The sequence below is a fragment of the Ruegeria sp. BA12 genome (genome assembly GCF_056539625.1).
Window position 1 is genome coordinate 378,802 of record NZ_JBQFVF010000002.1, and the last position, 16,593, is coordinate 395,394.

21 protein-coding genes are annotated in these 16,593 nt (G+C 56.7%); 8 read left to right on the plus strand and 13 right to left on the minus strand.

Annotated features, from left to right (window positions below):
• Window positions 1-2 precede the first annotated feature (2 nt).
• The 4 genes from ACR0B0_RS07410 to ACR0B0_RS07425 form a co-directional block, all read right to left on the minus strand.
• Complete coding sequence (locus ACR0B0_RS07410; protein ID WP_480647109.1) at window positions 3-764, minus strand: trypsin-like serine peptidase; 762 nt, start codon at window positions 762-764, stop codon at window positions 3-5.
• A gap of 8 nt (window positions 765-772) precedes the next feature.
• Window positions 773-1,327, minus strand: coding sequence for a polyhydroxyalkanoate synthesis repressor PhaR (phaR, locus tag ACR0B0_RS07415; protein ID WP_170349151.1), 555 nt, complete (start codon window positions 1,325-1,327; stop codon window positions 773-775).
• A gap of 135 nt (window positions 1,328-1,462) precedes the next feature.
• The gene (locus ACR0B0_RS07420) at window positions 1,463-1,909 is read right to left on the minus strand and encodes a phasin family protein (RefSeq protein ID WP_170349152.1); all 447 of its coding nucleotides are present in this window, start codon (window positions 1,907-1,909) and stop codon (window positions 1,463-1,465) included.
• Between the two features lie 131 nt (window positions 1,910-2,040).
• A complete protein-coding gene (locus ACR0B0_RS07425) occupies window positions 2,041-3,843 on the minus strand; it encodes a PHA/PHB synthase family protein (RefSeq protein ID WP_480647111.1) in 1,803 nt (600 codons plus the stop codon).
• Window positions 3,844-3,957: 114 nt separating this feature from the next.
• Between ACR0B0_RS07425 and phaZ the strand changes: the two genes are divergently transcribed.
• Entirely contained in the window at window positions 3,958-5,229 is a 1,272-nt protein-coding gene (gene phaZ / locus ACR0B0_RS07430; RefSeq protein WP_170349154.1) for a polyhydroxyalkanoate depolymerase, read from the plus strand.
• 28 nt (window positions 5,230-5,257) lie between these two features.
• The gene (locus ACR0B0_RS07435) at window positions 5,258-5,818 is read left to right on the plus strand and encodes a DUF6151 family protein (RefSeq protein ID WP_480647113.1); all 561 of its coding nucleotides are present in this window, start codon (window positions 5,258-5,260) and stop codon (window positions 5,816-5,818) included.
• Here the strand turns inward: ACR0B0_RS07435 and ACR0B0_RS07440 are convergent.
• The 5 genes from ACR0B0_RS07440 to ACR0B0_RS07460 all read right to left on the minus strand — a co-directional run bounded on the left by ACR0B0_RS07440 (window position 5,809) and on the right by ACR0B0_RS07460 (window position 9,412).
• Window positions 5,809-6,525 carry an alpha/beta fold hydrolase gene (locus ACR0B0_RS07440; RefSeq protein ID WP_480647115.1) on the minus strand — a complete coding sequence of 239 codons (717 nt, stop codon included), beginning with the start codon at window positions 6,523-6,525 and terminating at the stop codon, window positions 5,809-5,811. The genes ACR0B0_RS07435 and ACR0B0_RS07440 overlap by 10 nt on opposite strands.
• Window positions 6,526-6,610: 85 nt before the next feature.
• Window positions 6,611-7,225 carry a hypothetical protein gene (locus tag ACR0B0_RS07445; RefSeq protein WP_480639001.1) on the minus strand — a complete coding sequence of 205 codons (615 nt, stop codon included), beginning with the start codon at window positions 7,223-7,225 and terminating at the stop codon, window positions 6,611-6,613.
• A gap of 17 nt (window positions 7,226-7,242) precedes the next feature.
• Entirely contained in the window at window positions 7,243-7,671 is a 429-nt protein-coding gene (locus ACR0B0_RS07450) for a VOC family protein (protein ID WP_480647117.1), read from the minus strand.
• Window positions 7,671-8,663: an alpha/beta hydrolase gene (locus ACR0B0_RS07455; protein ID WP_480647119.1), complete on the minus strand. Its 993-nt coding sequence runs from the start codon at window positions 8,661-8,663 to the stop codon at window positions 7,671-7,673. Before ACR0B0_RS07455 ends, ACR0B0_RS07450 begins: the two co-directional genes overlap by 1 nt.
• Window positions 8,663-9,412: an alpha/beta hydrolase gene (locus ACR0B0_RS07460; RefSeq protein ID WP_480647121.1), complete on the minus strand. Its 750-nt coding sequence runs from the start codon at window positions 9,410-9,412 to the stop codon at window positions 8,663-8,665. Before ACR0B0_RS07460 ends, ACR0B0_RS07455 begins: the two co-directional genes overlap by 1 nt.
• 193 nt (window positions 9,413-9,605) lie before the next feature.
• Here ACR0B0_RS07460 and thrS point away from each other — a divergent pair, with 193 nt between their 5' ends.
• The 5 genes from thrS to ACR0B0_RS07485 all read left to right on the plus strand — a co-directional run bounded on the left by thrS (window position 9,606) and on the right by ACR0B0_RS07485 (window position 14,299).
• Window positions 9,606-11,564, plus strand: a complete 1,959-nt coding sequence (thrS, locus tag ACR0B0_RS07465) for a threonine--tRNA ligase (protein WP_170349160.1) — start codon at window positions 9,606-9,608, stop codon at window positions 11,562-11,564.
• Between the two features lie 222 nt (window positions 11,565-11,786).
• Window positions 11,787-12,089, plus strand: a complete 303-nt coding sequence (locus ACR0B0_RS07470; RefSeq protein ID WP_170349161.1) for a BufA1 family periplasmic bufferin-type metallophore — start codon at window positions 11,787-11,789, stop codon at window positions 12,087-12,089.
• 70 nt (window positions 12,090-12,159) lie between these two features.
• Window positions 12,160-13,017 (plus strand): MNIO family bufferin maturase, encoded by an 858-nt coding sequence (gene bufB, locus ACR0B0_RS07475; RefSeq protein ID WP_480647123.1) that lies wholly within the window; start codon window positions 12,160-12,162, stop codon window positions 13,015-13,017.
• Window positions 13,014-13,775, plus strand: a complete 762-nt coding sequence (locus ACR0B0_RS07480) for an HvfC/BufC N-terminal domain-containing protein (RefSeq protein WP_170349163.1) — start codon at window positions 13,014-13,016, stop codon at window positions 13,773-13,775. Before bufB ends, ACR0B0_RS07480 begins: the two co-directional genes overlap by 4 nt.
• On the plus strand, window positions 13,772-14,299 hold the full coding sequence (locus ACR0B0_RS07485) for a DoxX family protein (protein ID WP_170349164.1): 528 nt from the start codon (window positions 13,772-13,774) through the stop codon (window positions 14,297-14,299). The genes ACR0B0_RS07480 and ACR0B0_RS07485 overlap by 4 nt, the downstream gene beginning before the upstream one ends.
• A 1-nt stretch (window position 14,300) precedes the next feature.
• On the opposite strand, the gene ACR0B0_RS07490 is transcribed toward ACR0B0_RS07485, so the two are convergent.
• Genes ACR0B0_RS07490 through ACR0B0_RS07500 form a run of 3 tightly spaced genes read right to left on the minus strand, consistent with a single transcriptional unit; the run spans window position 14,301 to window position 15,192 of the window.
• Entirely contained in the window at window positions 14,301-14,669 is a 369-nt protein-coding gene (locus tag ACR0B0_RS07490; RefSeq protein ID WP_170349165.1) for a hypothetical protein, read from the minus strand.
• A 41-nt stretch (window positions 14,670-14,710) separates the two neighbouring features.
• On the minus strand, window positions 14,711-15,028 hold the full coding sequence (locus ACR0B0_RS07495) for an ArsC/Spx/MgsR family protein (RefSeq protein WP_170410399.1): 318 nt from the start codon (window positions 15,026-15,028) through the stop codon (window positions 14,711-14,713).
• Between the two features lie 23 nt (window positions 15,029-15,051).
• Complete coding sequence (locus ACR0B0_RS07500; RefSeq protein ID WP_170410402.1) at window positions 15,052-15,192, minus strand: hypothetical protein; 141 nt, start codon at window positions 15,190-15,192, stop codon at window positions 15,052-15,054.
• A gap of 51 nt (window positions 15,193-15,243) precedes the next feature.
• Here ACR0B0_RS07500 and ACR0B0_RS07505 point away from each other — a divergent pair, with 51 nt between their 5' ends.
• Window positions 15,244-15,450 carry a cold-shock protein gene (locus tag ACR0B0_RS07505; protein ID WP_010439113.1) on the plus strand — a complete coding sequence of 69 codons (207 nt, stop codon included), beginning with the start codon at window positions 15,244-15,246 and terminating at the stop codon, window positions 15,448-15,450.
• A 156-nt stretch (window positions 15,451-15,606) separates the two neighbouring features.
• Here ACR0B0_RS07505 and thyX read toward each other — a convergent pair whose 3' ends face one another.
• Window positions 15,607-16,518: an FAD-dependent thymidylate synthase gene (gene thyX, locus ACR0B0_RS07510; RefSeq protein ID WP_170349168.1), complete on the minus strand. Its 912-nt coding sequence runs from the start codon at window positions 16,516-16,518 to the stop codon at window positions 15,607-15,609.
• Window positions 16,519-16,593: the final 75 nt, after the last annotated feature.

Below are 16,593 nucleotides of genomic sequence, written 5' to 3' on the forward strand. Positions count from 1 at the left end.
GCTTACGGATCGAGGTCAAACAACTCGGTCGACAGAAACAGGGCTGTAATCCCCTCGGGGGTTACACCCACACGCGACAGGATCGCCGCGACTTGGGGGCCGGTCGGCGTGTCCACTAAAAGCGGCGCACCGGAATCTCCCATCATGACCGGGCACAGCGACAAGACCATTCCACCTTCAAGGGGACGCGGCGCACAGGTCAAAGTCCGACTGAGGACATGAGGCCGAAGACCGGAATACCCCGCAACAAACGACGAAGGCGTCAACGCAGATGCCAACGGCAGATAACCAACCGTTTGACCAATAGGCTCGGTCAATTCCAGAACCGCCCAGTCCAATTCGGTACGGTCGTCGAACGCCCCGTCAGCGCCTTGTTCCGGATGCAACTTATACCCATCGATACCCGCAACGGCCGCGGCCTCTCCGCGTTGATAGCCAGCGGCAAACCGGATGCTAGACGGCGGTATCCAGCGTTTGCGTGGGGAATTGTACAGGCAATGCGCAGCAGTCAGGACCAGCCGGTCAGACACCAATACGCCAGTACAATGTGATCGCCGGTCCCGGCTGGCGAAATTGAGGCGCCCAATGGCACGCCATGGGGGTTGATCCGCATCCAGGATCTCGCGCGCACGAATGGCATCGCACCCTTCTTCGGATTGGGTGCCCATCGTGCAGACCGCAGACCAGCCTTCCGAAAAAACGCCCTGTGATAGCGCCGGGTGGGCCCAAAGCACCGCAACACTCAGGACCAGCCAGCGCAACACAACAGACGTCAGTTCAACTTGGAGAGCTTTTTCTGCAACTCAGCCAGCTGCTTTTTGATGTCATCCAGATCTTCTTTCGATTCCGAATTGGCATCTTCACCTTCTTCTGGGCCTGACCAATTGCCTGACAGCCCCCCGGTCATCGCCTTGAGGAATGCCTGTTGCTGCGCCTGCATGGCTTCGAAACCCGGTATCTGCGACATCGGGTTCATGGCATTCATATTCTCCATCATCTTGCTCTGGCTTTCGCGCAGCATCTCAAACGAACTTTGCAGGAATTGCGGCATCATCCCGCCACCCGGAATCATGTAGCTGCGCACCAGATCGTTCAGCACGTTGACCGGCAGCACATTTTCACCCCGGCTTTCGTGTTCGGCGATGATTTGCAGTAGATATTGCCGGGTCAGATCGTCGCCAGATTTCAGGTCAATGATCTGCACTTCGCGCCCATCGCGGATGAAGGTCGCGATATCTTCGAGCGTAACATAGTCGCTGGTCTCGGTGTTATACAGCCTGCGGCTTGCATAGCGCTTGATCAACAGCGGTTTTTCTTGTTCTGGCACCGTTTGCCCTCCCCAAGGATGATGCGTTGCAGCAGAGATTATGCGACCGCAGAACAAAAAGAAAGGGCAGGTCCTAAGACCTGCCCTGCGCGATTGCACCAAATGGGAGGAGTGGGTGCGCCTCGCGCCCAAATTTTACTTGGTGGCTGCAGCTTTTTTGGCAGCAGCAGTCACGTCGTTGGTGGCTTTCTGAACAGCAACGGTTGCTTCTTCAGCAGCGTCTTTACCAGCAGCCATCAGCAGCTCGACGGTTTCAGTCTGCAGTTTTTTCGCGATTTCAGCGAAAGCAGCCATGTTTTCAGCGGCAACTTCAGCCGACGCGCTTGCGAAGTCGGTTGCGGCTTTTGCGTATTCAGCAGGCTCGGCCTTTGCTTTCGACATCTCGGTCAGCTTGGACAGTGTGTCTTTGGTCCATTTGTTCGAGATTTCAGCCGACTTCTCTGCTGCTTCCAGAGCAACACCGGAAAGCTTTTCGTTCAGCGAAGCGGTCGATTTGAAGGCACCTTCCAGAGCGGTGGTGTCAACGGGGAATGCACCCATCATGTCTTTCAGGGTCGCGGTAAAGTCTTGAGTCTTTGCCATTGTCCTAATCCTTTTTGCCGAACCGGGCCCACCCCGGCTTTCATCAGCTTGAGGACAATATGATTGCTGCAATGCAGCATTGCAAGTTTTTTCTTGCTGCATTGCAGAAATTCTTAAGTTTCAAAATGAAATCAGTTGTTTGGATCGGCCACCACATAGGTCCCGGGTGCTGGTGCAAGCCGTGGGTGATCCGAATCGCCGGTATCGCGGGCAGGAACCTGCTTGCCGGATCGCTTCTTCAACCAGGCCTCCCACAGGGGCCACCACGAACCTTCGTGGAAGTCGGCCTCTTTCATCCAGGTGTCCGCGTCCACCTTCAGATCGGGGTTGGTGTAATGGCCGTATTTCTTCTTGCTGGGCGGGTTGATGATGCCTGCGATGTGACCGGATTCCGAGACGACAAAAGTCTTGGAACGTGACCCCATCTTTTGCACACCACGATAGCAGTCTTTCCAAGCAGCAATGTGATCCGTCTGACAGGTGATCGCCATCAACGGCACGTCCACGTCACTGACATGCAGCTTGTGCCCGAGAAGTTCGAAACCGCCTTCGGCGAACTCATTGCGCTGGCATAGCCCGCGCAGGTATTGCACCGTCATCTTGGCAGGCAGGTTGGCCCCGTCCCCATTCCAGTACAGCAGATCAAAGGCTGGCGGCATCTCGCCCAGCATATAGCTGCGGATGGCTGGACCGTAGACCAGATCGCGCGAGCGCAGAAAGGACATGGTGCGCCCCATGATCCATGAGCGCAGAATGCCTTCTTTGTTTACCTCTGCCTCAACCCCGTCAATGAAGTCGTTCTGCAGAAATGGCGTAAACTCGCCCTGTTCGGAAAAATCCGTCAACGCAGTAAACATGGTGGCCGATTTGATCGACTTGTCGCCGCGCTGCTTCTGCAACGCCAGGGTCAAACTTAGAGTAGTACCAGCAATGCAATAGCCAATCGCGTTCACCTGCTTGACCTTGCAGATTTTCTTAGTTTCTTCGATCGCGGTCAGAAAGCCATCTTCGATATAATCTTCCATCCCAACATCCGCATAGCTTTCATCAGGATTGATCCAACTGACCACAAACAGTGTATAGCCTTTTTCAGTGATCCATTTGATCAGACTGTTTTGGGCCTTAAGGTCAAGGATATAGAACTTGTTGATCCAGGGCGGGAACAGCACGATTGGTGTTTCATACACCGTTTCAGTCGCGGGTTTGTACTGGATCAGTTCCATCATACGATTGCGATAGACCACATCGCCCGGAGTGGTCGCCAGATTGCCGCCGACCTCAAACGCGCTATCATCGGCCAGTTTGACAACCAGCTCGCCGTCATTGGCCTCAAGATCCGAGACAAGGTTTTCCAGCCCTTTGATCAATGACTGCCCTTCGGTTTCAACCGCCTTTTGCAGGGCGTCTGGATTGGTCGCCAGGAAATTCGTGGGGGACATCATGTCGACAATTTGCTGCGAGAAGTACTTGAGGCGGCGTTTGTCCTTGGCATCCAGATCCTCAACCGAGGCCACGGCCTGCGCAATGGCTTCTGCGTTGGTCTGGTATTGCTGCCGGATCAGACGGAAATAGGGGTTGGTTTCCCATAAGGGGTTGGAAAAACGCTTGTCCTGAGGTTTGGGCTGGTCATCGTCAGCCTCGCCCGTGGTCATTGCTTTTTGGGCTTCGGCGAAGTTCAGAACCGACTTGCCCCAGTATTCTATCTGTTGTTCCAGCAGTTTTGCCGGATTTTGCCAAGCTTCGGCCCAATAAGCTGTTGCTGCTCGTGCGAAAAGCTCTTGATTCGGGCCATCCAAAGCGGGGGTATGAGGCTTTTTGGCCGACATGACTTCGATCAGCCGCTTCGAAAGCGCCTCGACCTTTTCCATATTTTCTTTAAGGCGTTCAACGTTTTCTTCGGTCAGTTCTGGCATCTGATCTTCACTTGTTGTCATTTTAACAATTCCCCCCTAACCTCGCTGCTACGCAGAATAACGTCGTGGGTGTCGGGGGGCAAAGCGGCGAATGGTCCAATCTTATTGGCTGACATCTAGGAGGCCCCTTTTTCCATGCGCTACATGATGACATACGACCTGATGGAAACGATGCGCAACACCAACCAATGGATGGGCGCAACTGCCAGCGCAATCGCATCCTACCCCGCGTTTTCCATGATTCCCAACCCCGCAATTAGTATGATGGCTGCCTGGGGTGATGTCACCGAACGTACTTTCCAACGGATGATCGTCAAACCGGACTGGGGCATCCGCACTTTTACATGCGAGGATGGCAAAGACCATCTGGTCGATATCACGACCGTTGTCGAACGTCCCTTTGGTGATCTGGTGCATTTCCGGGTCAATGGGCGCGAGGAACAGCCCCTCAAGGTGTTGCTGGTGGCGCCGATGTCCGGGCATTATGCGACGTTGTTGCGCTCGACGGTGAAAAGCCTGCTGGTGAATTGCGAAGTCTATATCACTGATTGGCATAACGCGCGCGACATTCCTGTTTCCGAAGGCAAGTTCGATGTAGAGGACTATACACTCTATCTTGTCGATTTCATGAAAGAACTTGGTCCCGACACTCATGTGGTGGCGATTTGTCAACCTGCACCGCTGACTCTGGCCGCCACGGCCTATCTGGCCGAGGTTGAGCCCAAAGCGCAACCCAGCACGCTGACCCTGATAGGTGGACCGGTAGACCCCGATGCCACCCCGACCGATGTGACCGATTTTGGCCGCCGCGTCACCATGGGGCAGCTGGAAGAGACCATGATCCAGCGTGTCGGCTTCAAGTACAAAGGCGTTGGCCGCATGGTCTACCCCGGCTTGTTGCAGCTAGCGTCCTTTATGTCGATGAACGCAGAGCGTCATTCCAAAGCGTTCTCAGAGCAGATTCAGCGCGTTATGCAAGACGAAGCTTCGGACCATGATGCGCATAACCGTTTCTACGATGAATATCTGGCCGTTATGGACATGACCGCCGAATTCTATCTGTCGACGGTTGAGCGTGTGTTCAAGAACCGCGAAATTGCGCGGAACGAATTCGTCGTCGCGGGCCACAAGGTGGACATCGGCAAAATCACCAATGTTGCGGTCAAGACGGTTGAAGGCGCAAATGACGATATCTCGGCCCCCGGCCAGTGTATCGCTGCGTTGGACCTTTGCACCGGTTTGCCCGCATCGAAGAAGGCCAGTCATGTTGAACCAGCAGCCGGGCACTATGGCATTTTCGCCGGACGCAGCTGGCGTGACAATATCCGGCCACTGGTGATCGACTTCATGACCGCCAACGCCCGCAAACCACAACGCCGGGCCGCCAATAAGAACAAGATCGCCTGACAAAATGAGCGGGAGAGCGGCCCACCCAATGCCCTTCTCCTGCGAATGCGGTACTTTGCACGGGCATATCACCGCTGAAGGAGTGCATTCGGGCACCCATGTCGGTTGCTTTTGCCGCGACTGCCGCGCAGCACAGCTGTACTTCGGTCAACCCGACCCAGCCCCCGGCCCTGTCAACATCCTACAGATGAGCCCAGAGGAGATCTGCTTCGAAGGGGGCTCGGAAAAACTTGCGCTGATGCAGCTAAGCCCCAAAGGGATGTTGCGGTGGTATTCCAGTTGCTGCAATGCGCCGCTGGCGACTACCGCGCGGACCGCGAAGTTTCCTTTTGCCGGGTTCGATGTCAAACGCATTGCTGACCCTAGCGGGCTTGGTCCGATCACAACCCGTGGCTTTGTTCCGCAGCCGAACGGTAAGCAATCGCATGAAAAACTGCGCTATGCAGCGGTTGGGATGCTGACGCGCCTCAGCAAATCGTGGCTGTCCGGAAGATGGAGAAACACGCCGTTTTTTGACCTAGGCGACGGCAAACCTGTGGTCGCACCGACGATACTCAGCAAGACTGAGCGCGCGAAATTCTACACGTAAGCTGCGCGAGCGGGTGCGCTTAGCCATTGTGTCAGCGCGTCATTCACGAAATCTGGCGCTTCGAGCGTCGGCAGGTGCCCGGCCTCGTCAATAACTTTCAAATCGGCACCCGGTATCAGTTCGGACATAAAGGTATGTTTGCGTAGCGGTGTAAGGGTGTCATGCGCGCCGGACAGAACCAGTGTTGGCACCTTGATGCGCCTCAGCTCACTTTGCTGATCGGGACGCCGTTGCAGAGCGCGAATCTGACGTTCGAACACCTCGGGCCCCAGATCCAGCGCCATTGCGACCAAATCGTTCAGAATGGGTATGCGCCGCGGTCCCGGTGCCAACGTGTTCGAGCTGATTATCCGACGCATCACCTCTTCCAGCCGACCCATTTTCGTGGCGACCAACAACTCTTCACGCGCCGCCGCGGTCTGAGGTGTATCGGCCTGCGCATCCGTCGCCATCAGGCAAAGACGCGACACCCGATCCGGCGCGCGCCGAACCAGCTCCAGCGCAACCACGCCCCCCATACCCGACCCAGCCAGCGCAAATCGTCGCGGCAGTTGGTCCAGAAGGAACGACGCAATCTCTTCGATACGTTCGCCCAGTGAAATCGGTGCAACCGTAACCGCGCGCTGCCGCGACAAGCTGTTGATCTGGGGTTCAAACAACCGTGCGTCGCACATCATTTCAGGCAGTAAAACCAGCGGCTCAATCACGCGGGGCCTCGCAACACTTCAACTTTATAAGCAATGCTCTTTGCACTCAGGATGAGGGGTTTTGCAGGTTCGGGCAAGTTAAACTTCAGGGATATTTGATGTCCCGGAAAGGCGGGAAATCTGCATATCGGTTGCGACGGGTTTTCAGGTCTTCGCCCGGCTCAGCCCCGGGGCGCAGCAAACACCCGCGCGGCGCAATATAGCTGTCGATCCGGCGATGGGGGTGTGGCCTCCACACCAGATTAAAGGCGCAGAGCTTGGGAAAGAACCAGATTTCGGAATAGTCCAGATGATCGTGCATCCACCACGCCAAATCACGCCAATCACGTCCCGTATCGTATTGATCGGCGAACCAAGGGATGACGATTGACGCCCCGGCGATCCGGGCATCCCCTTCGCCCCGATCCCAGATATGGCATTCCAACGGGTTGTCGTTGCGGGCGCAGTTCAATCGGTTCTCATTCCCGAATTGATTCAACGAGGGTGATCGATACCCGGACCGGACCGCGATACGTCCAAAGGTTTCCTCAAGCGGGTCCAGCAGGGTCTGGCAAAAGGCGCGCCCCGTTTCGATGGCAAGGTCAGGATTGTCTGGAAGGTTTTGCTTTTCATGGAAATTTCCAATCTCAGAATACAGGAATTCCCGCATGAAGAAATGCCGGGACAGACGTACACGCCCAAGCGTTTCAAGGCTCCACATGCTGCCCGGCTTGCGCATTACCCATACCCGTTCCAGCAAAAGGCACCGTCCGGTGCAAGCGCTGAGAACGGATTGAAGGCCACTTCCCAAATTGTCCCATCGGGGGCGCGGAAATACCCGTGATGCCCGCCCCAGAAAACATCAGATGCCGGTTTCAATATCTCGGCCCCGGCTTCCCCGGCCTTGTCCAACACCCGCGCAACCTCGTCCTTTGACCGGCAATTGTAGCTGAGCGTCAGCGCACCATGGCCCAGAGAGTCAACGTCAACTCCGATCTCTTCAGCCAATGCAGACAACGGATACAAACCTAAAGTCTGACCGATAAGGTCAAAGGCAATTACCCCGTCGGGGCTGCTGACCCGTTTCCAACCCATGTCCTCATAGAACCCGGCGGCAAGCTCGGGGTCATCCACCCCAACTGTGATCAAGCTTACTCGCTGGTCCACTATTCGATCCCCTGCTCACTCAGCCAGTCCAGAATACCTGCAACAGTAGCGTCCGTCTGCCCCGGGGACATCAGCCGACCCGCGATCACATGCGACGCTGGATCATCCCCTGGCCCCATTGTCACCAGATTGACCGTCTTCGGTCCACCCCATCTTTCGGCCACTTTATGCGTCAGGTCAGGACGCACGACCTGATCGTCATCCGAAAACCAGAACAGCGCCGGAATCTGCGCGCTCGAGAAGTCCAACGCATAGACAGCCTCGACCAACAGGGTCATCGGCACCACAGCCTCCCACGGGTAAACCGAGGTCCAATAGGTGTTTACCTCCGGGTCCGGGCCAGAGACATCCCGTTCCTCCCCCATCACCAAGGGCAGCCACTTCCGCGCCCAGGGCAAGCCGGGAATCCACGCGCCCGGTGTGTTCACCCCGAAATTCGGAGACACAAAGACCAAAGCCGCCACGTCTTGGCTCAGTTCTTCATCCAACGCTGCTGCTGCGGCCAGCGTTCCGCCGGTCGAGGTTGAGATGACAACAACCTTGTCGCCAACGGCCCGCGCCGCGGCCAACCCCTCGGCCATATCCTGCATCCAGCCCGTAGCCGTCCCTTCGGCCATTGCCGGGCCATCGCGACCATGTCCCTTCAGGCGCGTATAGACCAGATTGGCCCCCAGCGCGTCAGCCACCTTATCCGGCACCGGACGGATTTCCTCGGACGAGGCCGAAAAGCCATGCACATAGAGAACCGAAACAGGCGTGCGTTGTTCTTTGAATCCGTCCTGCCAGACCACGCGCTTTTCCACTCCGGGCACGATGTCGTCATAGGCGGATTCTGTGCTTTCAAAGTGGACCTGAACCCCTTCGCCGAATTTGCGAGGATCAAAGCGGGGATGCAGGTCGACCTGTTCACGCGGCCCGAACCAATAGATCAGGCCACCGACAACAATCAGTGCCAGCAGCAGACGCCCAAGAAACCACCCAAAGCGCTGCATCAGCTGGCCTCCATCACCTCAAGCACTGCGTTTTCGATCAACCCCAGACAGGGGCCGTCCGAGAACCGGTGATCTGCGTCTTTGACCAGCAATAAACGCATATCTGGCCCACTGGCGTGTTCCAGCAACCGCACAGCCGTTTTGGTGGACACCGCCGTATCCGCCGTGCCCTGCAGAAAGCGCACCGGGAAAGGCAGGTCTAGCGCGTCGCGCAGCACCAACCGTTGACGCCCGTCTTCGATCATCCGCTTGGTGATGATGTAGGGTTCCATATAATCCGAGGGCAGTTCCACATGCCCAACACTATCTAGCGCAGCCTTTTGTTCGGCGCTGAACGACGCCCAATAGCCGTCCTCAGTGAAATCAGGCGCGGCGGCAATGGTCACCATACCAGCGATCCGTTCGGGTATCGTTCTGGCAAGCAACAGCGCCTGCCACCCGCCCATGGATGATCCGACAACGATTAACGGCCCTTCGGTCAAGGCTGCCACAGCCTCAATCGTATCTTCGTGCCAATCGCCGATACAGCCATCGGTGAATTTCTCGGAACTTTCACCATGACCGGAATAGTCGAACCGCAAAAACGCCTGCCCGCGCGCCTGTGCCCAGTCTTCCAGGTGCACCGCTTTGGTGCCTTCCATGTCAGATTTGAGCCCGCCCAGAAAAACGACGGTCGGGCCATGGCCCTCACTTTTGTGATAGGCCAACCGCCGGTCTTTTGCGGTGATCAGAAATTCCGTAGCTGCCATGAAACCCTCTTTCCATTTGCATCACATCATGCACGGCAGACCAGTGGTCGCAATTCCCGATTTTTGCAGTCTCGCAGCGTCAGTCCTGCTTCCTTCGACACTTGACAGGTTTTGCTGCACCTGCCACATGAGCCGGACACCATAACCCGCAACCGGGCGTTCAGTGGGCGCCAAACCGACGAGGAGAGCCGATATGGCCCTGGATGCAAAATCCGTCTCACTCACCTTTCCCGATGGCAATGCACGTTCTTATGACGCAGGCGTAACGCCCGCGCAGGTGGCTGCCGATATCTCGACCTCGCTGGCGAAAAAGGCCATCTCGGCCACGGTGAATGGCCAGCACTGGGACCTGCAATGGCCCATCGAATCCGATTCCGATATCGCCATTCACACCATGAAGGATGAGGTTCAGGCTAATGAACTGATCCGCCACGACCTGGCGCACATCATGGCTCGCGCGGTGCAGGAAATCTGGCCCGATACCAAGGTCACCATCGGCCCCGTCATCGAAAATGGCTGGTATTATGACTTTGATCGGGCGGAACCTTTCACGCCCGAAGACCTTGGCCTGATCGAAAAAAAGATGAAGGAAATCATCAACAAGCGCGACCCCGTGACCACCGAAGTCTGGGACCGTCAGCGTGCGATAGATTTCTACACCGCCAATGACGAGCCCTATAAGGTCGAACTGATCGACGCCATTCCGGGCGACGAGCCGCTGCGCATGTATTGGCATGGCGACTGGCAGGACCTGTGCCGCGGCCCGCATCTGCAGCATACCGGTCAGGTTCCAGGCGATGCGTTCAAGCTGATGTCCATCGCCGGTGCCTATTGGCGCGGTGACAGCGACCGCGCGATGCTGCAGCGTATCTATGGCGTGGCCTTCACCGGCAAGGAAAAGCTGAAAGCTCACCTGCACATGCTGGAAGAGGCCGCCAAGCGCGATCACCGCAAGCTGGGCCGCGAGATGAACCTGTTCCACATGCAGGAAGAGGCCCCCGGCCAAATCTTCTGGCATCCGAACGGCTGGAAAATCTACACCACCCTGCAGGACTATATGCGCCGGATGCAGGAGCGCGATGGATATGTCGAGGTGAACACGCCTCAGGTTGTCGACCGCAAACTGTGGGAGGCCTCGGGCCACTGGGACAAATATCAGGAAAACATGTTCATCGTCGAAGTCGACGAGGAACATGCCCGCGAAAAGGCAATCAACGCGCTGAAACCGATGAACTGCCCCTGTCACGTGCAGGTGTTCAATCAGGGCCTGAAATCCTATCGTGATCTGCCGTTGCGAATGGCCGAATTCGGGTCTTGTGCCCGTTATGAGCCTTCGGGCGCGCTGCACGGAATCATGCGCGTGCGTGGATTCACACAGGATGATGGTCACATCTTCTGTGCCGAGGATCAGATCGAATCCGAGACCGCCAAGTTCATTGCCTTCCTGTCTAAGGTATATGCCGATCTGGGCTTCCATGACTGGACGATCAAACTGTCTACTCGTCCGGAAAAACGGATCGGGTCGGATGAAAGCTGGGATCTGGTCGAAAAGGCGCTGGGCGATGCCTGTAAGGCCGCCGGATATGAGTATGAGCTGCTAGAAGGCGAAGGCGCGTTTTATGGGCCCAAGCTGGAGTTCACTCTGACCGACGCGATCGGCAGGACATGGCAATGCGGGACCCTGCAGGTGGACCCCAACCTGCCCGAGCGGCTGGATGCCAGCTTTATCGGTGCCGACGGCGCCAAGCACCGCCCCTTCATGCTGCACAGGGCTACGCTGGGCTCGTTCGAACGCTTCATCGGCATTCTTATCGAAGAACACGCAGGCAAGCTGCCGTTCTGGCTGGCCCCGCGTCAGGTCGTCGTCGCCTCGATCACGTCAGAAGCCGATGATTATGTGGCCGAAGTGGTTGAGACGCTCAAGGCCGCCGGTGTCCGCGCCGAGGCAGACATCCGCAACGAAAAGATCAACTACAAGGTTCGCGAACATTCGGTCGGCAAGGTTCCGGTCATTCTGGCCGTCGGTCATCGCGAAGTTGACGAACGCACCGTCAGCGTTCGCCGGCTGGGCGAAAAACAAACGCAGGTTCAATCGCTTGAAGCTGTAACAAATGAGCTTTCACAGGCCGCGACACCGCCGGATCTGTTGTAACATTCGGCATGGAATTGCCATGAATTCGGCCCCGCTTTTGGGGCCGAATTGAAATATTTCCTCTTTTCTTATTCAAAAACAGTATATTAACTTACAAGGGGGCATTGTGCGCCCTGACGGGCTTGTGAGACACGGGCTCGTGAATTCAACTCTGGGCCGCAAGCCACTACCTTTGTCATTGTCACAAGCAGACATACGCAGTCATCAAAAGGGATTACCGAGATGTCGAACACCGCAAAATCACTGGTTATCGCAACCGCAGTCGCAGCCGCCGTTTCGGGCGCAGCCACAACTGCCACCGCACAAGCCAAAGAGAAATGCTATGGCATTTCGCTGGCCGGTCAGAACGACTGCGCCGCGGGCCCCGGCACAACCTGCGCGGGCACCTCGACCGTAGACTATCAGGGCAACGCCTGGACTCTGGTCGATGCAGGTACCTGCGCCGATATCGAACTGCCGGCCGAGGCTGACGGCACACCGCGCAAAGGCTCGCTGGAAGCTCAGGACCGCGATCTGCCGGCATAAGTCTGGCCTAAGCTAGTCAGGGGGCGGGCGACTTCGCCCGCCCCTTACTTCTAGAACAAGGAGCTGCCAAATGTTGGATGACACACTCCGTTCGAACCGCCTGCCTCTGGCACCGGGCGTCGGGTACAAGCCGCAGCATTTCGCACAGATCCTTGAACACGCACAGCCAGTTGCCTGGCTGGAAATTCACGCCGAGAACTACATGGGTGACGGTGGTCGTCCGCTGGCGCAATTGCGCCATCTCTCGGAAAAGTTTCCGATCTCGGTCCATGGGGTTGGCCTGTCCATCGGCAGCGAAGGCCCATTGGATGCCGACCATCTGGCACGATTGAAACACCTGGTTGGCTGGCTGAAACCGGCCAGTTTCTCGGAACATCTGGCATGGTCGACCCATGACAGCCATTTTCTGAACGACCTACTGCCCCTGCCCTATACCAATGCCTCGCTTGCACGCATTTGCGAGCATATCGATCAGGTACAGGAAACCGTCGGTCGCCAAATGCTGTTGGAGAATCCGTCCAGCTATCTGGCGTTCGAAGAAAGCACCTGGTCCGAACCCGATTTTCTGCGCGAAGTTGCACGTCGCACTGGGTGCGGCCTGCTGCTGGATGTGAACAACGTCTTTGTCTCAGCCACCAATCTGGAATTCTCACCGCAGGGCTATATCGATGCCTACCCTCTTGAGAAGGTGGGGGAAATCCATCTAGGCGGGCATGATGAGGATGAGGATGACCATGGTCGCCCCCTACTGATTGACAGCCATGGGCGCAAAGTCGTTGATCCGGTTTGGGCGCTGCTGGACTACGTGCTAGAGCGATCTGGTCCCAAACCCGTGTTGGTCGAGTGGGACACGGACGTTCCAGAATGGCCCGTGCTGCGGGCCGAAGCAGACCGTGCGCAAGCGGCCCTGGACCGCGTCCCGGCATGAGCGTTTCGCAAGAAAGTTTTCACGCCGCGCTGATGAACCCGTCAGCCGCCATCCCTAAAGGACTGCTGGACGCGGTCGCACAACCTGCCGGGCGGCGGTTCAGTGTGTATCGCAACAACGTGGCGGTGTCGCTGACCGAAGCGATGCATCAGGCATTTCCGGTCATCACCAAATTGCTGGGGGCTCAGAACATGGATGGGCTGTCGGGTATTTTCCTGCGCAAACATCCCCCCTCATCGCCGTTGATGATGTTTTACGGTGAAGAATTCCCCGAATTTCTTGCCGGAATGGAGCAGCTCTCGCATATTGGATACCTGCCTGACGTGGCGCAATTGGAGCTTGCCTTGCGCCGTTCCTACCACGCCGCTGACAGCGAACCAGCCCCGGCGGACGCACTGGCTGTTCCGCCCGAAGACATCATGCGGGCACAGCTGGGATTTGCCCCGTCGATGCGGGTTCTGCACTCGGACTGGCCGATTTATTCGATCTGGCGTTTCAACACCGAAGTCGACGCCCCCAAACCCGATCCCACCGCCCAAGACGTTCTGATCACCCGGGCCGAGTATGACCCGGTTCCACATCTGCTGCCCGAAGGCGGCGCGCACTGGATTGCGGGCCTTCAGGCCGGGCAAACCATTGGTGGCGCGTTTGAAGATACTGTAAACCATTTCCCCGAATTTGACCTTGGGGCCACTCTGGCGCTGCTTTTACAAGGCGGCGCAATAACCTCTGTGACTATCGAAAGGCTGGCAACATGACTGCCCTGATCTCATTGCACAACAACACCCTGGGACGGTTAGAGATGACCTCTGGCTGGTTGACACCGACCTTGGCCAGGCTGGTCTTTGCGGCAACATTGCTGGTGTATTATTGGAATTCGGCGACCACCAAACTGGGTAGCGGATTCTTTGGGTTCCTGTTCCCGTCCGACGGTGCCTATGTGCAGATTTTCCCCAAAGCCATGGAAGCCGTCAGCTATGACAGCTCGCAATTGGGGATCATGCATTGGGCCATTGCTGTTGCGGGGACCTGGGCTGAGTTTCTTCTACCTACGCTGATCGTGATCGGCCTTCTGTCGCGGTTCGCAGCATTGGGTATGCTGGCATTTGTCTGGGTTCAGACGATCGTAGATGTCACGGGCCACGGTACGGAATTGGGCAGCTACTTCACCAACGCCGTAAGCCTGCTGGATGATCGGACACTCTGGTCCTTCCTGCTGGCAGTGATCGTGATCAACGGCGCAGGGCCGCTGTCCGTTGATCGCATCCTGCACATCAAGTGATCTAGAAATGCGCCTTGGGCTCGTCCGGTTTACCCGCGGCCAGTCCAAGGAGGCCCGCAACACCCGCAAATGCCACCGGGAACATAGTGAACACGTTAAAGCCAAAGGCGTAATACATCCCGGCCGCTGAGATCAGCAACAAGACCCCTCCGATCAGGGCCCGTGCATGGGCCATTGCACCTCCAGCAATCGCCAATAGCGGCGCAATGATCGACGCGAACTGTATGAGTTGCGCGTTGTCCACCTGCTCGGCCAGCCCGTCGATCTCACCAAACCGATCAATCAGTTCGACATAGCCATAGCCGAAAAAGCCAACAATCATCCCGATCAAACCGGCGATGACACCCAAAATCATAGCAGCGTTACGCATTCAAAATCCTCTAACTTGCGTCAATTCAGATAGTCATCCGGTCACGCAACGCCAAGCCCTGCCTTCGTTTCCGCCGTCCATCCCAGATACAGGGTTCCGTCTTGCTCGATCAGGGGGCGCTTCATCAGGGTCGGGTGATCTGTCAGCAGTTCCAGCGGAGGCCGCGCGCGTTGTGCATCGTCTAATCCACGCCAGGTTGTCGAACGGGTATTGAGCAAAGCCTCGCCGAAGCGATCCAGCGCCTGCGTCAGCATCGCTTTGGGTACGCCATCGGTCCGAACGTCGACAAACTCAGTATCTGGAAGTGATTTCAAAGCCTTGCGGCACGTGTCACAGTTTTTCAGACCATAAAGGCGCATTTCGGGTGTCTCCTGTATCTGGTTCAATTTTCAGCAAATTTGCCTGCACGTTTCAGAAATTCTTGATTTTTTACTTCACCATGCAATGTTGAAAAAGACGAAACTCGCAATTCGCGCTGTATCGTTACGGCGATACGGTAATCAATTGCGGCGACGTCAATCACTGCCCCCACCAATTATGTGGGACAACGCGTAAGTAGAAGGAGACACGGGAAATGCCAACTGGCACCGTGAAATGGTTTAATACCACGAAAGGCTACGGGTTTATTGCCCCTGATGAGGGCGGCAAGGACGTATTTGTTCATATCTCGGCCGTTGAACGGTCCGGTCTGACCGGGCTCGCTGACAATCAGAAAGTCTCGTATGAGTTGGAAGACGGACGCGACGGCCGACAAATGGCATCTGATTTAAAGCCACTGTAAAACAGTCCCGCATGCTGCGGGTGATCAAAACAGGCCAACGGCCAATTTCCGGCCGTTGACCAATATTCAAAGGTTAGAAACCTTACCCTCGCGCCGGGTCGGCTTAGGCGCGAGAGGATTAGCTTTTTCCATCACTATAATGCGCAATGCGCGAGATCAGCTTTTGCGAATGACCGCTTCGAACTCGCGCCATTCCCGAGCGGTCATGCCCGAGTTTTCCTGCGTGACATTTTCCCCGACCAGCATTCGGCGCAGGCTGTCGACCATCTGAGCCGAAAGGTTCACCGCACCCAGCCGATAATCCTCGAACGCTTTGTAGGCGAAGGGCACCCAGTCGGCGACGATCTTGCACATGGTATCCGCATAGACCCGGATCTCGTACTGCGCATGCGGGTCGGCACGCAGGCGCAAGAAGTGGAACAGGTTGTGCAGATCAACCTTCCAATACCACTGCGTATAGATATTCGCGGGCAGGTTCATCCGCGCCAGTTCACGCGCCAGACCCTGTTGGCCGTCTTGGTTGATCATCGATTCATAGTTGTCATAGCACCGGGCGCTATCGGCCTTGAGGATATCCAGAACTCGCGCGGCCTCTTCCCCTTGCAGCGCATCACCCCGGCCTTGGTTGTTTACCTCGGACTGCGCGGCAACGTGATCGGGTGCGGGGATATAGAACTCGCGGTCCAGAATCGAATAGCGCGCGGAATACTCGTTCACATTTGCCGTGCGGTGACGAATCCACTGCCGGGCGACAAAGACAGGTAGCTTGACGTGCAGCTTGATCTCGCACATCTCGAACGGGGTCGAGTGCCAGTGACGCATCAGATAGCGGATCAGACCCTCATCGTTCTGCACCGATTTTGTGCCTTTGCCATACGACACCCGCGCCGCCTGACAGATCGCCGCATCGTCACCCATATAGTCGATCACGCGCACAAAGCCGTGGTCCAGCACCTGATGAGCGGTATAAAGGTGATCTTCCATACCCGCAGCCACAACGCGGCGTGTTGGATGCGATTGCGCCCGTTGCGCTTCGATCTCGGCCAGTTGGTCAGAGGACAGCGGCATAAAAGTTCCTTTCCAGCAATGAGTCGCCCACCACTATATATCGGCAATTCCCCGACCGGAACCGCGACATGTACA